Raw genomic sequence first — 19,619 nt, 5'->3', positions numbered from 1 at the left:
TATTATAATATATAACAGTGTAAAGTGCAAGATTTTACGCATAAAAAAAAGCCCTCTGAAGGACTTTTTATTCTGTGCGCACTGGTAAGATTAATTGAATCATATTCTCGTCATATTCGCCTTTAAGAACGAAGGGACGTATTTCACCTGTAAAATTGATTAAAACCTCGCTACTATTAAATACTTTTAACGCTTCAATAATGTATTTTGAGCTAAAAGCAATTTTAAATGGCGATCCAACTATTTCATCAACAGGGTAAACTTCTTCTAAAACTTTCCCAATTTCAGGACTGTTTGATGTTATTTCAATAATATTATCTTGGCGGAGCGCTAATTTAACAATTGAGTTGTTTCCATCTCTACTACTTAATAAACTTGCGCGTTCAATCGCTGTAGATAAACTTTCTTTATTAAATTTAATAACTATTGGAAATTCTGTTGGAACTAATTTTGATGTTTCAGGATAATTTCCTTCTAATAATCTTGATTGGAATAAAATATCTTTGTATTTAAATAAAATTTTAGAGTGATCAAAATGTAATTCAACAGTTTCGTTATTATTATCTAATATTTTAACTAATTCCTCTAAACTACGCCCTGGAATTATTATATTCAATAGTTCGTAACTCTCGTTTAATTCAATTTCTTTTCGAGATAATCTATAACTATCAGTTGCTATTGCGTTTAATTTATTTCCTTCAATTTTAAAGTTTACACCAGTTAATATTGGTCTGTTTTCAACTGAAGACGTTGCAAAAGCTGTTTGTCTTATAATTGTTTTTAATGTTCTAACATTTATTTTAATAGATTTAACTTTTTCGCTAAATTGTAATTCAGGATAATCGTCTAAGTCCATCATGTTTAATGTTATGTCTGATCTATCAGCTTCAATTCTTAACATATTATCTGCTACTTGAGATAGATTAACTTTTAAACCATCTAGTTTTCTTATGATTTCTATAAAATACTTTCCTGGTATTAAAACAGAACCTTCTGATTTAACTTCTAAACTTGCATCTTTGATAGTTTGTTTAATAGCTATATCAGAATTACTTGTTGTAATTAATAAATTATCTTTAAAAACTTCAAGTTTAATTCCTTGTAATGCAGGATTAGGTGTTTTATTTGATAATCCTTTTTGAGAAACAATTAAATGGTTAAGTAATGTGTCTTTGTTTATTTGAAAATTCATACAATCACCCCTAAAATATATTATGTTTTTATTATTATTATTATTAGTGTCGTGTGGATATGTGGATAACCCATCTCATATCACAGTATATTATACCATATGATTACGTTTTGTGGGATTTTTTTTTTAGTTTTCTCCACATTTTATCCTCAATTTATCTACATCTTTTTTCACGTTAATATCCATTTCCATTTCGTTGGAAATTTTCTCTACAGAATGCATTACTGTTGAATGATCTCTGTTGTTAAAATAAGTACCTATTTTCTTATAAGGTAAGTCATACATTGTTTTAATTAAGTACATAGCTACTTGTCTTGGAAAAACATAGTTAGTTGTACGTTTTTTTGATATCAAATCACTTGTTGATATTCTATAATAATCGCTTACTACACTCAATATGTTGTTTATTTTATTTTCATGTAAGAATTTATCATTAACTCTTGGTTTTACTAAATTTTCTAGTGCTAATTCAGCGTTTTTAACATTAAAATCTAAATTAAAAGCAGTACAATAAAACAACACTCTTTTTAAAGCACCTTCTAATTCTCTTACGTTGTTGTCAAACACACTAGCTATATATTCAAGAACACCATCAGGAATCAAAGTAACATCAGACGTTTCAGCCATTAATTTTTTATTTAGTATTTTAATCCTGTGGTCTAAATCTGGACGATTAATATCTACAGTAACACCCCATTCAAACCTAGATGTTAAACGAGACATTATATCTTTTAATTCTCCAGCAGATCTATCACTTGTTATTACGATTTGTTTTTGCATTTGGTGAAGTGTTTCAAACAATTTGAAGAACTCGATTTGTGACTTCTCTTTCTTTGCTAAAAACTGGATGTCATCAACCAATAAAACGTCTACATCTCTATATTTCTGATTAAATTCATCAAAACGTTTTTTACTTGCTAAACGAACATATTCTTCAACAAATTGATCTGTTTTAACATATAAAACTTTTTTGTTCATGTCACCTTCTAAAATATAATTACCTACACATTGCATTAGATGGGTTTTTCCTAATCCTACATCTCCAAAAATATACAAAGGATTTGCTACAACACCTGGTTGGTCTGCGACCTTCATACCACTTGTGTAAGCCAATCTGTTTGAGTTACCTACAACAAAACTATCAAAAGTATACGAAGCATTCATATTCCCTTGTAAGTATTTACTAGTTAAAGCAGGTTCTGGAGCTGTTATTGAGAAATCCTTTTGATCTTGAAGTTCTTTTGAAGCAGAATCCTCAGTTAAAACTCTAAATTTATGTCTTTCAGGTAATTTGTTTTCTAACAAATGATCAATTTTCTTTAGATACAGCATTTCTATTCTCTTTTTTACAAAATCGTTCGGAGCAACAAGGTAGATGTAATTATTAGACACTTTAAAAACTGTCTTTACAGGTTCAAAAATCTCTGTAAAAACAAATTCATCTAGGTCTTCTTCAATTTCTTGTTTAATTTCATCCCATATTTTTGTGTATTTCTCCATGATGTTCACCTCTATCTTCCTATATATAAATATACCATAGAATAATAACCAAAAGAACACTATCTTGTCCACCCTAAATGTGGAAAACTTTTTTAGAGGGTATACAAACAATAGTTATCCGCACAGGGATTAACACTTACATTAAGCCGTTAAGTATAGTTTTCCATTTTCCACATTTTAATAGTTACCCACAATCCCCATATCCACATTACAAAATGTTACTTTCTCTAAATTAAGCGAAAAAAGGGTGTGGAAAACTTTTTATACAACTATATTGCTAATAATATTTTTGCATAAAGTGTTGACACAGAATTTATCTGCATATATAATGTTATAGCATGGTTTTTAACTATTGATTAGGAGGTGTTGAATATGCCAAAAAGAACATATCAACCAAACAAACGTAAAAGAGCTAAGACTCACGGTTTCTTCGCAAGAATGAAAACTGTTGGTGGAAGAAAAGTATTAGCAAGACGTCGTGCAAAGGGACGTAAGCAACTAACTGTATAACAAATAATAACATCTAAAAATAAAATATTATATATACCCGAAATCACCTGAACTATAATATGTTTTTTAGGTGATTTTTGTTTTAGGTAGGTGGTTTTATGAAAAAAGAGTATCGTGTAAAAAAAGGTAAAGAGATTGAAATGATCATTAAACAGAGAAAAAGTACTGGAAACAGATTTTTTGTTGTTTATAAAAAGAAAAACCATGAAAACAATCATTTCAGATTTGCCGTAAGTGTACCAAAAAAGTTTGGTAACGCGGTATACCGTAATAAAATCAAAAGACAAGTCAGGGAAATAATATCAAAAATGGATATAGACCCTAAAATAGATCTTTTCATTGTTATAAAGACAAATGCTAACACATTAGACTTTACACAAATAAAAGATTCTATCGAAACATTAATTACAAAACATAAAATATTGAGGTGAATCAATGAATAAGTCAAGAAGAGTACAATTATTAGTTTTAACTCTTGCACTTGTGTTTGTTTTAAGTGCTTGTAGTGGAGCAACATCGAGTTACGACTCACCATTAGGTGCAGACGTAGGTTGGGGATGGTTCCAATGGATCGTTGAACAAGTAGCAAATCTAACTGTATGGGTTAGTGAACTTGCTGGTGGTTATTATTGGGTTGGATTAGTTGTTGTTACGTTAATCGTCAGAACTGTAGGATGGCCAATCTATGCTAAAAGTAACCAAATGACAGTAAAAATGCAACAAGCTCAACCAGCTTTAGAAGCATTAAAAGAAAAATACAAAGGTAGAACAGACGAAGCATCACAAAAGAAAATGCAAATGGAAACTATGGCTATTTACAAAGAATACAAAATCAACCCATTAGGTTGCTTATTACCATTCTTACAAATGCCAATCTTCATCGCAATGTATCAAGTGGTTAGAAGAATACCATTAACTGATGGAACGCTTGATGGTTTAAAAGGACCTTTAGATGAAGTTGTAAACGGACTTCCTAATTATAGAGAATCTTTGAATTTTGGGTTCTTATGGATTAAAGACTTAGGGGATGCGGATCCAATTTGGATATTACCACTATTAGTAGGGGTAATTATGTTCTTCTCTCAAAGATATACTATGAAGAAACCAGAATATATGCAAAATAAAAAATACAATCAAAATCAACAAGCAAAATCATCTGAAAACACAATGAAAATCATGTCATACGTTATGGTATTCATGTTAGTTAGTATCGCCGCTACAAATGCCGGTATTGCTTTGTATTGGGTAATTGGTACAGGTTACCAATTTTTACAAACATACCTAAACAGACGTCAAAGCGCTAAGCAATTCGCAGACAGACACTAAAGGTGACTATATGAAAGTAATTACATTAGAAGTCAAAACTGTTGAAGAAGGTCTTAAATTAGCTTCAAAAGAGTTAAGAGTACCTGAAAGCCATATTGACATAACTGTTTTAGATAAAAAAGGTATGATTAAAAAAGTTTTAATAGTTGAAGCGAAGATTAAAGTAGATCCAGCTGAAGTTGGATATGAAATATTAAGCGAAATGTTCGACAACATGAACATTGAAGTATCTATTGAAATGAGAAAAAAAGGCGAAAACGAAATTAGTTATACTATAAACTCAGATGAAAACCCTATATTAATAGGTAAAAATGGTAAAACATTAGAAAATATTCAATTTTATATCAGAAACATTATTAATACTTATAGCGATGAAAGACAAATTGTATTAGTTGATATCGGTGGTTACAAAGCCAATAGAAGAAGACAATTAGAAATCTTAGCTACAAAAACAGCTAAAGAAGTAGCGAAAACAAAAATTGAAGCAAAGTTAAAACCAATGAACGCATACGAAAGACGTATTATTCATACAAAATTAGCTGAGTGGAGAGATGTTAACACTATTTCTGAAGGTGAAGGACAAGACAGACACTTAGTGATTAAATCATCTAGGAAATAACTGTGAAATTAGTCGTAGGTCTTGGAAACCCTGGTTTAAAGTATAAAAAAACAAAACATAACATTGGTTTTATGAGTTTGGACTATTATGCAAAACAAAATAAATTAAAATTCAAAAAAGATAACAAATTCAGAGGTGAATGGCTAAAAGAAGGCAATCTAGTATTGTTGAAACCACACACTTTTATGAATGTATCTGGTGAAAGCATCAAAAAAATGGTTGAATTCTATAACATTGATATAGAAGATGTATTAATCATATTTGATGATCTATCTCTACCGTTTGCAAAAGTAAGATTACGTGAAAAAGGTAGTGCAGGAGGTCACAATGGTATTAAGTCTATAATTAATCACTTACATACACAAGAATTCAAACGTGTAAAAGTAGGAATAGACTCTAATCCTTTGATTGAAACAAAAAACTATGTTTTAGGTAAATTCACAAAACAAGAAATAAAAGATTTAGATAGCACTTTTGGGAACTTAAGTAATTTGATTACAGATTTCTCCAAGACAGAATCTTTTGTTTCATTAATGAATAAATATAATTAAGCCCCTAATCGGGCTTTTTTGTTTGGTTTGTAATTTAAACTAATTATTTGTATAATAAAAGTATGAAGAAGGGAACGTGATACTATGTCAACCAATGACAAGAAACTAGTATTACAAATTCTAAGCGTTTTGGTTTTCCCAATAGGTCTTTACTTATTCATAGTTACTAAAAATAGAATAGATGCTCAATTATATGGAATATTAAGTCTTATAGGATTCTTATTCGTAGGATTTGGATTTTTAAATTGCATAATACTATAATATAAAAAAAGCCAGGTCTTTGGCTTTTTTATTTGAATTAAAACAATTCGTATGATAACATACAAATACAAAAACAGCGGACCCCCTTATTTGGAGGTTTCGCCTTAAGCACGTGGGGTGAAAATATGAGTAAATTAACAAATTATTTCAAGGAAACAGCATACTATAGCCATTTAATAGAGAAATTCAAAGCTGTTGAAGAGTTAAAAATTACCAACACAAATGATCCAGTAAGTTTGTTAGTTTTACAAACCATTTTTGAAGACCTTGATGATAACATCTTGATTGTCACTCCAAACCTCTACAAAGCGCAAAAACTCTATGATGAATTAATCAAATTACAACCTTTAGATAGCGTTTCATTCTTTCCACAAGACGAATTCATAACGACAGAGATGCTAGCTATGAGTTCCGAGTTTAAATTAGAGCGCATCAATACTATACGTAAAATAATTGAGAATAAAAAGTCTATTATCATAACAAATACAACAGGTTTTGTAAAATATCTAACACCCAGAAAAACTTGGGAAAAGGCTATACTAAAGTATCAATTGGGGGATACCCTTGTTGTAAAGGAATTTTCAAAGACTTTGATTTCCTATGGGTATACAAGAGAAAGTGTAGTTGAAAAACAAGGTGATTTCTCCGTTAAAGGTGGAATTATAGATATTTACCCATTAAACGAGGAAAAACCTCTTAGGATTGATTTATTCGATGATGAAATAGATTCTATAAGACACTTTGATTTAACAACACAACGTTCCACAATCAAAACTAAAGATTGTGTGATTTATCCAATGTACGAATTTTTTTATAACGACGATCAACTAAAGTTTGTTGTAAACGAAATTAACGAATCAATAAAAAGAAATAATATTACAGGAAAAAGCTTAGATAGAATTAACGAGGAAGTAACATTTTTAACAAACCACCATGAAATTGATAAATTATCACGATATTTAACAATTTTGTATGACAAACCTGAAACAATTAGTGATTATATCGATTATTCAAATGTTGTATTTTATGATCATGACAAAATTCTTGATAATTATACAGATGTTGTTAGAGATATCACAGATTGGTATGAACATACTGACGATTATCCAAAACTTGGATTTAAACTTATAAAAGATATAAATCATATATATAGTAAAAAGAGTTTGTATCTAGATTCTTTGAGTGATAGTAAAATTAAAATTAAAGATGTTATAAATGTTCGAGCAAAAGATCCAACTTTATACAATAACAATATGCATATGCTTTTAAAGGATTTGAAAAAATATGACAAATTCACTACAGTTGTCATAGGGTTTAACTCTCAAAAAACATTAAAACAGTTTATCTCGATAATTGAAGACAAAGTGAGATTTAACATTATTGGCACAAAAGATGAAATTATTGAAAAAACACTGAATCTTATAATTGATGAGAAATTAGTAAGTGTTGAACTTTTTGATATAAATCTTATAAGTTTAAATGAAAATCATCTATTCAAACAAAAGAGTTTAAAAAAGGCAAAATATAAATCACAAATTAAAGATGCTAAGAAGTTGTCAAATATTGAAGAATTAAGAAAAGGAGATTTGGTCGTTCACTACGAGCATGGTATTGGAAGATTCATAGAAGTAAAAACTATGAGTGTCGGAGACATGACTAACGACTATATACACATTGCTTATAAAGGTGACGACACTTTATTCATCCCTGTTGAGAATATTAAGCTTATCCAAAAATATACTGGTAGTGAGGGGATACGGCCTAGATTAAACAAATTGGGCGGAACCGAGTGGGCAAAAACAAAACAAAAAGTTAGAAAGAAAATCAAGGATATTGCAGATAAATTGATTAAGATATATGCTGCAAGAGAGAATGCTAAAGGATTTCAATATAGCCCTGATACAGACCTTATGCTTGATTTTGAAGCTGATTTCCCATATAAAGAGACTCCAGATCAAATAAAAGCAATAGAAGATATAAAAAATGATATGGAATCTACAATGCCAATGGATAGATTACTGTGTGGAGATGTAGGTTATGGTAAAACCGAGGTAGCACTTAGAGCTGCTTTTAAAGCGGTTTTAGATAACAAGCAAGTTGCGTATTTAGCGCCAACTACGGTCCTTTCCCGCCAACACTTTCATACGTTTAGGGACAGATTGGCAAAACACGGAATCAAAGTAGAACTACTGAATAGATTTGTTACAAAATCAAATCAAAGAAGAGTTCTAAGTGAACTAGCCAGAGGATCAGTAGATATCGTAATTGGTACTCACAGATTATTAAGTAAGGATATGATGTTTAACGACCTAGGGCTGCTAATAATTGATGAGGAACAGCGTTTTGGAGTTGAACACAAAGAAAGAATCAAGGAATTAAAGATCAATGTTGATGTACTTTCACTTAGTGCAACACCAATTCCTAGAACGCTACAAATGGCTATTATGGGTGTCAAAAGCATGAGCTTATTAGAGACACCACCATTAAATAGATACCCAATTCAAACATACGTTTTAGAAAGACATGATGCCATTATCCGGGATTCAATACAAAGGGAATTGGCAAGAAATGGACAAACATTCTACTTGTATAATAAAGTAGAGGATATAGAAATGATTGCTAACAAAGTACAACGTTTGGTACCAGAAGCTAGAGTTACATATGCACATGGTAAAATGAGCCGATTAGAGTTGGAAAATGTCATAGAGAAGTTCTTAGATAACGAGTATGACGTTCTTGTTTCAACCACAATCATTGAAACAGGGATAGATATACCAAACGCAAACACTTTACTAATTCACGATTCTGACAGACTAGGTCTTTCACAGTTGTATCAAATAAGAGGTAGAGTAGGTCGTAGTGATCGTATTGCTTATGCATATCTAATGTATGACAAAAAGAAACAACTTAAAGAAGAAGCTATTAAAAGATTAAAGGTAATAAAAGAGTTTACCGAGCTGGGAAGTGGCTTCAAGATAGCCTTAAGAGATTTATCAATACGAGGTGCAGGAGATATTCTTGGGACAGAACAATCAGGATTTATGGACTCTGTAGGATTGGATATGTACCTTGATATGTTAAAAGAAGAAATAGCTATACAGCGCGGGGAAATTGAAGAACCACAAGGAGAACCAGTCTCACCAATTAAAATTAGGGTTAACAAATACATAGACTCTAACTATATAAAGAATGATTTTGTTAAAGTAGAAATGCACAGAAAGATATCGAACATATCAACAAAACAAGATATCCAATCGTTGACAGAGGAATTTACCGATAGATTTGGAGCGCCAAACAAAGACATTACCCTGTACATGTATGAGAAGTTATTTGAGCACTTATCAATTGTTAAAGGAATAGAAAGAGTACGTGAAACCAAAAATAATGTAACCTTTATTATGTCAACTGAGGCTTCGAACAATACAAACGGAGAATTTATGTTTATGAAGGCCAACCAAATATCAAAGTATATTAGATTCACGTATCGTTTAGATAAAATCAACATTATTTTAGATACAATCAAATTGAATAAACATTATTTATACTTTATAGTAGACTTACTAGAAGCAATATAAAATAATGGAAAAAGGTTAATTATAGCCTTTTTTTAAATGATAACGTTCCTCAAAAGAAATTACTTATTGACATATAAATTATTGTTTGTTACTATACAAATGGAAATATCAAAAACGGCGTACCAAACTTTGAATAGTGTATGCATAGGCGTACCTATCTTTAGGTACCCCTTTTTTATTTTAGGAGGCTTAGTATGATGGAATATGATGTAATAGTGGTAGGAGCGGGTCCTGCAGGGATATTTACATGTTATGAGTTACTTGAGCAAAAACCAGAATTAAAGGTATTGCTTTTAGACAAAGGGTTAAGTATATATGATCGTAAATGCCCAATTCTTCAAAAGAAAATATCAAAATGTCCAACTAACAAAGAGGGCGTAAGTGGGTGCTTTCCAGCTTGTTCAATAACAAGTGGGTTTGGTGGAGCTGGAGCTTATTCAGATGGTAAGTTTAATATTACAAGCGAGTTTGGTGGATGGATGACAGATTATTTGGATGATAGTATCGTTGAAGAATTAATCAGTTATGTAGATTCTATTAACCTAAAACATGGTGCAACACCTAAAATTACCGATCCAACAACAAAAAAAGTTAAGGAAATAGAAAAAAGAGGTCTTGCATCAGGTCTTAAACTATTAAGAGCGAAAGTAAGACATTTAGGAACTGAAGATAATCTTCAAATACTACAGAGTATTTATGAAGAATTGAATCAAAAAATAGATATGAGATATCGTACAGAAGTAAAAGAGTTGTTAGTGGATAATGGCTTGGTTACTGGAATTAGAATCGCAGGCGGAGAAACATTCCTTTCTAAGAAGGTTGTACTGGTTCCCGGAAGAGATGGTTCTAAATGGTTGAAAACAATCTGTAAAAACAATGATATACCAACGCTGTCCAATCAAGTGGATATCGGTGTAAGGGTAGAAACAAACGATGAAATCATGGAAGAGATAAACGAACACCTATATGAAGGTAAGTTTATTTTTAGAACAAGTGTAGGAACTACTGTTAGAACATTTTGTAGTAATCCAAGTGGACACGTTGTAATTGAAAACCACAGTGGTACAATGCTAGCAAATGGCCACAGTTACAGGGATCCAAAGCTCGGGAGTAAGAATACAAACTTTGCATTATTGGTTTCTCATAAGTTTAATGAGCCTTTTAATCAACCAAATGAGTTTGCCAATGATATTAGTAAACTTGCAAACAAACTAAGCAATGGAGCTATTATTGTTCAATGTTATGGAGATATAAAAAAAGGGCGTAGAACAACGAATAAACGCTTATCCGAGTCATTCGTAAGACCAACGTTAAAAGAAGCTGTACCGGGAGATTTAGGCCTAGTACTACCATATAACACAATGAAATCAATAGTAGAAATGATAGAAGCATTAGATTATGTAACACCAGGTATCGCATCAGCACACACATTGTTCTATGGAGTAGAAGCTAAGTTCTATAGTGCAAGACCAAAACTAAACAATCACTTTGAATCTAAAATTGGAGGGTTGTATTTTGGTGGAGATGGTGCTGGGATTACGCGTGGTTTAGCCCAGGCAGGCGCTAATGGAATATGGATAGCTAGAGACATAGCATCTAAAATATAGGAGGGTATTATGAGCGGAATAGTAGTTGTAGGTACACAATGGGGAGATGAAGGTAAAGGTAAGATAACAGACTTCCTAGCTGAAAAAGCAGATGTAGTAGTTCGCTTTCAAGGTGGAAACAATGCAGGACATACAATAATTTTTGATAATAAGAAGTTTGCACTACACTTAATACCATCAGGTATTTTTAGAAAAGATGCTTTAAATGTTATGGCAAACGGAATGGTTATAAACCCGAAAGCAATGTTAGAAGAACTGGAAATGCTTAAACAAGGCGGAGTAGATGAATTCAACTTGGCTATTAGTGATCGTGCACATATCATTCTTCCTTATCATATTGAGCTTGATGGAATGTTGGAAGATTTAAAAGACAATAATAAAAAAGTAGGAACTACCAAAAAAGGGATAGGTCCTACATATACAGATAAAGCTTCTAGAATTGGAATTAGAGTTTGTGACTTCATGGATGAAGAACTATTCAAAGAAAAATTAACAGATAACTTGAATTACTACAACAAGGTATTCAAATTGTTTGGGAAACCAGAATTAAGTATTGAAGCCATTTACCGTGAATATATTGAATATGCAAAAGCAATGAAACCATATGTTACTGATACTGGTGTATTGTTGAATAAGCAATTAGAAGATGATAAGAAAGTTGTATTTGAAGGTGCACAAGGAGCTTTACTGTGTATGGATCACGGAACATATCCTTTTGTTACATCAAGTTCACCTACCGCAGCTTCTGTACCAGTAAACACAGGAATATCTCCACAGTACATAACAGACGTTGTTGGTATAACAAAGGCATATTCTACGCGTGTTGGAGGAGGATTCTTCGCTACTGAATTTGATGACGAAGTTGCTCATCAAATAAGAGAAGTAGGTCATGAGTACGGAACTACGACAGGAAGACCAAGAAGAATTGGTTGGATAGATACAGTTATATTACGACATACAAAAAGAATAAGTGGCTTAACAGGGCTATCGGTTATGCTATTAGATGTATTAAGTGGAATCAAAGAGTTAAAAATATGTGTTGCATATAGATTAAACGGAGACCTTATTGATCATGTCCCAGCAAATATCAAGGATTATGAGAACTGTGAACCCGTTTATATTGAAGTTCCTGGATGGGAAGAAGATATCACTAAAGTGTCTTCATTTAGCGATTTACCATTAAATGCACAAAGTTATTTAACTAAGTTAAGTGAATTAGTAGGTGTTGAATTGGCTATATTTAGCGTTGGTCCTGACAGAACACAAACAATTGTATTAAAAGAAATAATATAAGGTGGAGAAATCCACCTTTTTTATATAAAAAAACACCTTATTAAGGCGTTTTTAGTTTACTTTTCTTTTTATTGCTTTTCCAATGTTTCTTATATTAATCATTAATTCTTCAAATTTCTTAGGTTTTAGACTCTGTGCTCCATCACTTAGTGCTTTTTCTGGTTCGTGATGTACTTCAATTATTAAACCATCAGCTCCTGCAGCTACACTAGCCATTGATAATGATTCAACTAAGTCCCATTTTCCTGCAGCATGAGAAGGATCAATTATTACTGGTAAATGGCTTAGTTTCTTCACTATAGGAATTGTAGATATATCTAATGTATTACGTGTCATTGGTTCGAAAGTCCTTATTCCACGTTCACATAGTATAACTGATTCGTTCCCTCCAGCCATAATATACTCTGCGCTCATTAACCATTCTTCGATTGTGTTACTAAAGCCACGTTTAAGCATTACTGGTGTTTTTGTTTTTCCTAACTCTTTTAGTAATGCGAAGTTTTGCATGTTCCTTGCACCAATTTGAATGATGTCAACATATTGCTCAAACTGCGGTATATGGTCTTTATCCATTAATTCAGAGACAACCAATAAACCATTTTTGTCAGCCACTTCTCTTAAGATTTTTAATCCTTCTTCTCCCATACCTTGGTATGAATAAGGAGATGTTCTAGGTTTGTATGCTCCACCTCTTAAGATTTTTGCACCTGCAGCTTTTACCTTCTCAGCAATTATTTCAACTTGTTCTCTTGATTCAACACTACATGGACCTGCCATAACGACTATTTCGTTTCCACCAATCTCTACGTCTTTAACTCTGATGATCGTATCTTCGTTCTTTAGCTTCCTATTTACCTTCTTAAAGGGTTCTTGAATTCTTAGGACACTATCAACACATTGATACGCATAAAGCCTGTTAATATCATATTTTGCAGTATCTCCAACAACTCCGAATATCTGGTAGGTGTGCCCCAGGCTTGAATGTATCTCAAAACCTTCTTCTTCTAATTGTGATATTAAATCTTTAACATCTTGTTCTAGTGCATTTCTTTTTATTTTAACAATCATGCGATTTCACGTCCTTTTAGTAATTCTTCTATTCCTTTTTTGTAACTTTCAAAACCAAAGCCCATAAACGTATTGACGCATGCATCTTTGATTACTGATGTTTTTCTAAACTCTTCTCTTTTTGTTATGTCAGATAAATGTACTTCTACTACTGGAATGTTTACGCTTTTTATTGCATCATAAAGACCATATGAATAATGGGTAAAGGCTCCAGCATTAAGAATAACTCCATCGAAATGATCGTTAGCGTATTGAATTAAATCAATAAGTATACCTTCATAATTTGTTTGTTTTATATCTGTGGTTATATTATATATTGGCTCCAATGAAACAAGATACTCTTCTAATTGTTTATATGTCTTATTGCCATACACTTCTGGTTCTCTAATACCTAACATATTTAAGTTAGGACCATTTAGTATTAAGATATTCATTTAGTTTCACCTCGATTACTGATAGTATTCTCCGCTGATCATAGCCCTTTTTAGGTATTATGATGTCGCAGTATTTATTATAGAGAGGTTTTCTCTCATTATATAAACGTTCTAGATCATCAGGATTTTGCAGTAATGGTCTATTTTTTGGATTGCAAGCCATTAGATCCTGTAGTGACATGTCCAGAAATATAATTATACCGTTTTGCTTTAGATTATCAATGTTTTCTGGATTAAGAATGATTCCTCCACCAGTGGAAATCGCTTGAGATAGACCTTTTGAGTAGTTATAAGCGATACGCTTTTCAATGGATCTAAATGCTTGTTCACCATCTGAATTGAATATTTCTGGTATTGATTTACCAGTATCCTCTTCAAGTTTATTGTCTAAGTCTACAACAACTTTATTATATTTAGAACTAATCTGCTTCGCATAAAAGGTTTTTCCACTCATGGGCATACCAATAAACACGATGTTGAGCATTTCAAATTTTAAGGTGCTATATATTGATAATGTTAGTGATTCGGGATAGGTTGTGTTATTGAATAATTCATTTGCTTTTACTGCCTGGCTAACTAGCATAAGTAAGCCATTAACCGTTTTTATATTTAGTTTTTCAGCGTCAATAAGCAGCTTAGTTTTCAAGGGGTTGTATATTAAATCTATAACAGTCTTCAGATTTGGGTATTTTGATAAATGTAGACCTAAAGTGGCTTTGTTATCAGGATACATACCTACTGGAGTTGCGTTTATAAGGATTTCAATATCTGGATACTGATCAATATTTGCTATATTGATCTCGTTAGCCTTTGGATTTCTTGCAAACACAAGAGTTTGCTTTGCTTTTTCATTATCAGAATAGAACGCAATTGTCCTACTAGTAGAGCCGTTTCCTATAATTCCAACCACTTTATCTTTGAATAAAATATCGTTTTCCTTACACATGAATTCAAATCCGGAGTAATCTGTGTTGTGTCCATACAGTTTACCATCTTTATTAACAATTGTGTTACAAGACTTAGTGACTTGAACTGTTTCCGAGGTTGAATCAAGGTGAGCTATAACGTCATTTTTATATGGAATGGTTACATTTAGGGCTTCAAAGGCTTTTTCTTGGAAAAAAGAATCTAATTCATCTAACTCAATTAGATCATATTTAGATTTATCAATGGATTCGTGAATTATCTTTGAGTAACTATGTGATAATTTCTTTCCAAGCAATCCTCTCATAATAACACTACTTTCTTTGTAGAATTTTTGCTTCACTCATTATTGAACTATATACAGTTTTTATTTGTGGGGAATGGCTATATTTAGATGCTTTATCAAGAATGAAGTCTTCTCTTGAACTATCTAGTATTGCCTTTTTTTGTTCACTTTTTGCTGATCCTATTGCTAGTACAATATTAAATCTCTGTTGTAATAACTCCATGATTTCATCATCTAAAGAGTCTATTCGGGTTCTTAGTATTTTTATTTGATCCATGATATACCTTCTTTCCTAGTTACTAATTCTAGTATTGAATATGCGGTTATCGCGTTGATTACATGTATTACACGATGAACAATACAAGGATCGTGTCTTCCCTTAAGGTTCATCTTAACGTTTTCCATTGTCTTTATATTTACGGTATCTTGTTCTTTTCCTATAGAGGCTGTTGGTTTGATTGCAGTTTTAAAAATGATTGGCATACCATTTGTTATGCCCCCTTGGATACCACCAGAGTTATTAGTCTTTGTCTTTACTTGGCCCTTGTCTACTGTTATTGAATCATTAGCTTCACTACCAAATAATTTTGTTATGTCAAATCCTTTACCAAAGGAAACACCTTTAACTGCAGGAATACTGAATAAAAGATGTGATAACATACTTTCTACTGAATCAAAGAATGGTTCACCATATCCTCCATCTAAACCTAATACACAGGATTCAACAATTCCACCTACACTATCCTGGTTCTCTTTTGCGGATGTGATTATTGATTTAAACTCTGATGCATTTACTTCGTCTAGAGTGGGGAAATCGCTTGATAAAAGAGTATTCAACATATCTTTAGTTGGCTCTAAATCTAAAAAACTAGTTTCCTCTTTATTCTTTATTGAATAGATATGACTACCAACTAGAATTCCTTTTTGAGCCAAAATTTGAGAACAAATTGACCCAAGTATCATGATTGGTGCAGTAATTCTACCTGAAAAATGGCCACCACCTCTATAATCTTGATGTCCTTTATGTTTTATATAAGCACTGTAATCTGCATGTGAAGGTCTTAAGACCTCTGGAGAGTAATCTTTACTACGTGTATCTTTGTTGTAGATAACGAAGGTTAAAGGAGATCCTGTTGTTTTTCCATTGAATAGTCCAGAGATTACCTCATATTCATCTTTCTCTTGCCTTGGTGTTGAAAGATTTGATTTGGGTCTTCTTTTTAGCAGTTGTGCATTAATATCCTCAAAATCAATTGAAATACCAGCGGGAAGGTTGTTTATCACAATGCCAATTCCCTTACCATGTGATTCTCCAAATAAGTTAACAACTATGTTTTTACCAAATGTACTCATAATATCACCTATAAATATGACTTGATTTCTTCGACTCTTATTTCTTTAATAAAGCCGTCCCCCAGTTTTTTTACCAGGACCATGTTCAGTATATCATTATGTATTTTTTTGTCTGTTTTAATTAAATTGTATATTATATCTTTATTATACTCATAATCTATTAAAAGGTTATGTTTAATAAGTAGTTGTCTCAGTCTTTGTTCGTAATCATAACCTTTGGATATAATTTGCATACCTATCGAAATGGCTTCTCCATGCAATAATTCATAGTTAGAGTTTTGTTCTAACGCATGTCCAATCGTATGTCCGAAGTTCAATAAGTTACGTATACCTTTATCTTTAACATCTTGTATAACTATATTTTTCTTTATCATTATGCTTTGATAAATTATGTTTTCAATATTTTCTTTGATATCTAAATTCTCTAGGTCTTCAAATAGCGCTTCACCAGCAATTAACCCATGTTTGATAATCTCTGCAACACCATTATTAAAGTGTCTTTCTTCTAGAGTATTCAAAGTGTTTGGATCAATAAGTACAATTTCTGGCTGATAAAAACTACCAATTGCATTCTTCATGTTTGCTGCGTTGATTCCTACTTTACCACCAACACTAGAATCTACTTGAGATAATAAAGATGTTGGTATCTGTATAAAACCGACACCTCTCATATATGTGCTTGCAACAAATCCAGCTAAATCTCCAACTACACCACCACCTAAGGCGATGATTGTTGTGCTTCTTGACACACCATCATCAACCAATTGATTAAGTACTAGGTTAGCGGTTTCCATTGATTTAGATTGCTCTCCAGGTGCTATAACGTAGATACCATTTACTGTGCATTTGTCAGTAATAAAGGTTATATAGTCTTTGGGTATGTTGTTATCAGTAATAATAACATACTCTCTTGATGTGTCTATATGGTCTTCGATGTTGTTAAGAAGCCCTTTTCCAATGATAACATCATAACTATTACCCTTAATTGGGACGTGAATTGTTTTCATAAAATCAATCCTTTACTTAAATTTCCCACCTAGTGATTTAAAGTCTTCAAAGAAATGTGGGTAAGATTTATTTACCGAGGTTGCCCTAGTTAGTACAACTTCTTTTTCAAACCTAGAAGACGCGATTGCGACCATCATAGCGATTCTATGATCGTTATATGAGTCCACAGTTACTCCTCCAGTTAGTGTTTTTCGACCTCTAACAACTATTTCATCGTTTTCCGAGGTTATATTAGCCCCTAAGAGTTTAAGGGTTTCTACTGTAGATTTAATTCTATCAGATTCTTTAATCCTCAGTCTGTGTGCGTTAATTATTCTTGTTGTACCTGAACTTAGTGCCGCAAGGAGTGAAACGATAGGTCCTAAATCTGGGCAGTCTTTTATATCAACTATTGATGATTTTGTTTTGGATGTTTCAGTAATATAGCCGTTTTCCGTGAATACGACTTTACCCTTCATAGTTTGAATGATGTCAATAATAGCAAGATCACCTTGAACCGATTCTTGGTTCATGTCTGTTATTTCAACATAACCACCAATAACACCACCAACTAAATGAAAAGCGGCTTGGGAATAATCTCCTTCGACCCTATAGTTATTGGGTTTGTAGGTTTGATTACCCTTGATAAAGTACCCGTTCTCTATTTCTTGAATCTCAATACCGAACGTTTCTAATATCGAAATTGTTAAATCGACGTAGCTTTTAGATTCCAATGAACCCTGGATTAATATGGTTGAATCACTATTAAGGAGAGGCAATGCGAACATCAATCCACTAAAAAACTGTGAGCTAACATCACCTTTTAAAATAAATTCATTTGGCTTTAAAGAGCCGTTTACCACAATTCCGTTATCTTTAAATTCAAGTGGAACACCTTGTGCGGCAAAGAGATCTTTATATACTGTCTGAGGTCTATTCATCAATTCAGTTTCACCAGTAAAACGAACTTCCTTGTTTGTTAATGAGAACAAAGGGATCAGGAATCTTATTGTTGATCCTGATTCGTTACAGTTTATAACCTTATCTGCTAGTTTAAGACGTTTAACACCTTTAACTTTCAAACCACCTTTTTGTTTGCTAAATGATACTCCGAGAGATTCTAGTGCAAACATTGTTGCATTAATATCTTCAGAGTATACTATGTTTTCAATATAGGATTCTCCTTTTGAAAGACCAGCACATATCAATGCTCTATGAGACAAACTCTTTGACGGTGGCGCTTTTACTGTTCCATTGAAAGACGTGGGAAACAGCGTTACTTGTGACTTATCCATCACTTTATCCTTTTGCGTTTATTTGTAGCAGATTGCATTATTTGGTGTAGTTTAGGCACGTCTTTTGCCTCTAATGCATCTTTTAATGTGTCTAGGTTTTGTTCAAAGAGTTTTATTTGTTTTAGTAGGTTATCTCTATTCTTTAGAAACAACTCGGTCCATAACTCGTGGTTAATCATTGCAATACGAGTTAGATCCTTATATGAATCTCCTATAAAAAGGCTTGTATCGTACTTTTCCTCATCACTGTTTACCAATGATATGGCAATCGAGTGTGTTAATTGTGATGTGAAGGCGATTATTTCATCATGAGCAAAATCACTTATACGTGATACATTCTTAAATCCCATTTGTCTGGCAAGCACCTCAATTAGATTGAGAGCTTCTTCAGAGTTTGATTCAATAGGGGTAATTACAAAGTTAGCATCATGGAAAATGGCTTCATCAGAATGTTTTATTCCAATTTTTTCACGACCAGCTATTGGATGCCCAAACACAATTTCAAAGTGATCTTGGTTGTAAATGTCTAGAGAAGCAATTATATTTCTCTTAATTCCAACAACATCAGATACAACAGCATCTTGTTTGATGTATCTTGCATTTTGTTGAATAAACTTCTTTGTAGCGTCTGGATATAAACAAAGGAAAAGAACATCTATTTCTTTTAATACATCTTTTGCTGAAGAAGTACCATAATCAATAATGTCGTTTTTTAAGGCATAATCTAAGGTGTCTTGATCAATATCAATACCATAAATCTTATAAGGATACTTTCGCAAACATTTAGCGTATGTGCCCCCAATTAAACCAAGTCCTACTATTCCAATATTCATATAAT

19 protein-coding genes are annotated in these 19,619 nt (G+C 32.3%); 9 read left to right on the top strand and 10 right to left on the bottom strand.

All coding sequences use genetic code 11. The features are described 5' to 3' along the window. Positions 1–67: 67 nt before the first annotated feature. Positions 68–1,192: a DNA polymerase III subunit beta gene (gene dnaN, locus AC2LE6_RS03595; RefSeq protein ID WP_484477879.1), complete on the bottom strand. Its 1,125-nt coding sequence runs from the start codon at positions 1,190–1,192 to the stop codon at positions 68–70. Positions 1,193–1,318: 126 nt separating this feature from the next. Then, positions 1,319–2,692, bottom strand: coding sequence for a chromosomal replication initiator protein DnaA (dnaA, locus tag AC2LE6_RS03590; protein ID WP_484477878.1), 1,374 nt, complete (start codon positions 2,690–2,692; stop codon positions 1,319–1,321). A gap of 372 nt (positions 2,693–3,064) precedes the next feature. Here dnaA and rpmH point away from each other — a divergent pair, with 372 nt between their 5' ends. From rpmH to AC2LE6_RS03545, 9 genes are all read left to right on the top strand, one after another. Then, entirely contained in the window at positions 3,065–3,202 is a 138-nt protein-coding gene (rpmH, locus tag AC2LE6_RS03585; protein ID WP_484477877.1) for a 50S ribosomal protein L34, read from the top strand. Positions 3,203–3,300: 98 nt separating this feature from the next. Continuing rightward, positions 3,301–3,633 (top strand): ribonuclease P protein component, encoded by a 333-nt coding sequence (gene rnpA / locus AC2LE6_RS03580; RefSeq protein ID WP_484477876.1) that lies wholly within the window; start codon positions 3,301–3,303, stop codon positions 3,631–3,633. A gap of 4 nt (positions 3,634–3,637) precedes the next feature. Beyond that, the gene (locus AC2LE6_RS03575; RefSeq protein ID WP_484477875.1) at positions 3,638–4,528 is read left to right on the top strand and encodes a YidC/Oxa1 family membrane protein insertase; all 891 of its coding nucleotides are present in this window, start codon (positions 3,638–3,640) and stop codon (positions 4,526–4,528) included. A 10-nt stretch (positions 4,529–4,538) separates the two neighbouring features. Then, positions 4,539–5,147, top strand: coding sequence for an RNA-binding cell elongation regulator Jag/EloR (gene jag / locus AC2LE6_RS03570; RefSeq protein ID WP_484477874.1), 609 nt, complete (start codon positions 4,539–4,541; stop codon positions 5,145–5,147). 2 nt (positions 5,148–5,149) lie between these two features. Next, positions 5,150–5,698, top strand: a complete 549-nt coding sequence (gene pth, locus AC2LE6_RS03565) for an aminoacyl-tRNA hydrolase (protein WP_484477873.1) — start codon at positions 5,150–5,152, stop codon at positions 5,696–5,698. A gap of 84 nt (positions 5,699–5,782) precedes the next feature. Continuing rightward, the gene (locus AC2LE6_RS03560) at positions 5,783–5,959 is read left to right on the top strand and encodes a hypothetical protein (RefSeq protein ID WP_484477872.1); all 177 of its coding nucleotides are present in this window, start codon (positions 5,783–5,785) and stop codon (positions 5,957–5,959) included. A gap of 125 nt (positions 5,960–6,084) precedes the next feature. Beyond that, complete coding sequence (mfd, locus tag AC2LE6_RS03555; RefSeq protein ID WP_484477871.1) at positions 6,085–9,534, top strand: transcription-repair coupling factor; 3,450 nt, start codon at positions 6,085–6,087, stop codon at positions 9,532–9,534. A 197-nt stretch (positions 9,535–9,731) separates the two neighbouring features. Further along, entirely contained in the window at positions 9,732–11,141 is a 1,410-nt protein-coding gene (locus tag AC2LE6_RS03550) for an NAD(P)/FAD-dependent oxidoreductase (protein ID WP_484477881.1), read from the top strand. 9 nt (positions 11,142–11,150) lie between these two features. After that, a complete protein-coding gene (locus tag AC2LE6_RS03545) occupies positions 11,151–12,434 on the top strand; it encodes an adenylosuccinate synthase (RefSeq protein ID WP_484477870.1) in 1,284 nt (427 codons plus the stop codon). A gap of 51 nt (positions 12,435–12,485) precedes the next feature. Here the strand turns inward: AC2LE6_RS03545 and aroF are convergent, their stop codons facing one another. The 8 genes from aroF to AC2LE6_RS03505 are packed head-to-tail and all read right to left on the bottom strand — an operon-like array spanning position 12,486 to position 19,614. Next, on the bottom strand, positions 12,486–13,502 hold the full coding sequence (aroF, locus tag AC2LE6_RS03540) for a 3-deoxy-7-phosphoheptulonate synthase (protein ID WP_484477869.1): 1,017 nt from the start codon (positions 13,500–13,502) through the stop codon (positions 12,486–12,488). After that, positions 13,499–13,936, bottom strand: a complete 438-nt coding sequence (locus AC2LE6_RS03535; RefSeq protein WP_484477868.1) for a type II 3-dehydroquinate dehydratase — start codon at positions 13,934–13,936, stop codon at positions 13,499–13,501. The genes aroF and AC2LE6_RS03535 overlap by 4 nt, the downstream gene beginning before the upstream one ends. Further along, positions 13,908–15,167 (bottom strand): shikimate kinase, encoded by a 1,260-nt coding sequence (locus tag AC2LE6_RS03530; RefSeq protein WP_484477867.1) that lies wholly within the window; start codon positions 15,165–15,167, stop codon positions 13,908–13,910. The genes AC2LE6_RS03535 and AC2LE6_RS03530 overlap by 29 nt, the downstream gene beginning before the upstream one ends. A gap of 7 nt (positions 15,168–15,174) precedes the next feature. Further along, positions 15,175–15,423: a chorismate mutase gene (locus AC2LE6_RS03525; protein WP_484477866.1), complete on the bottom strand. Its 249-nt coding sequence runs from the start codon at positions 15,421–15,423 to the stop codon at positions 15,175–15,177. After that, positions 15,411–16,502 carry a chorismate synthase gene (gene aroC / locus AC2LE6_RS03520; protein WP_484477880.1) on the bottom strand — a complete coding sequence of 364 codons (1,092 nt, stop codon included), beginning with the start codon at positions 16,500–16,502 and terminating at the stop codon, positions 15,411–15,413. The genes AC2LE6_RS03525 and aroC overlap by 13 nt, the downstream gene beginning before the upstream one ends. A 5-nt stretch (positions 16,503–16,507) precedes the next feature. After that, positions 16,508–17,506 (bottom strand): 3-dehydroquinate synthase, encoded by a 999-nt coding sequence (aroB, locus tag AC2LE6_RS03515; RefSeq protein ID WP_484477865.1) that lies wholly within the window; start codon positions 17,504–17,506, stop codon positions 16,508–16,510. 12 nt (positions 17,507–17,518) lie between these two features. After that, positions 17,519–18,781, bottom strand: coding sequence for a 3-phosphoshikimate 1-carboxyvinyltransferase (aroA, locus tag AC2LE6_RS03510; RefSeq protein ID WP_484477864.1), 1,263 nt, complete (start codon positions 18,779–18,781; stop codon positions 17,519–17,521). Further along, positions 18,781–19,614 (bottom strand): prephenate dehydrogenase, encoded by an 834-nt coding sequence (locus tag AC2LE6_RS03505; RefSeq protein WP_484477863.1) that lies wholly within the window; start codon positions 19,612–19,614, stop codon positions 18,781–18,783. Before AC2LE6_RS03505 ends, aroA begins: the two co-directional genes overlap by 1 nt. Between the last annotated feature and the right edge of the window lie 5 nt (positions 19,615–19,619).

The sequence above is a fragment of the Candidatus Izemoplasma sp. genome (assembly GCF_982632705.1).
Note: the sequence above shows the minus strand (reverse complement) of the source record. Positions and strands in the feature narration are given on the sequence as shown.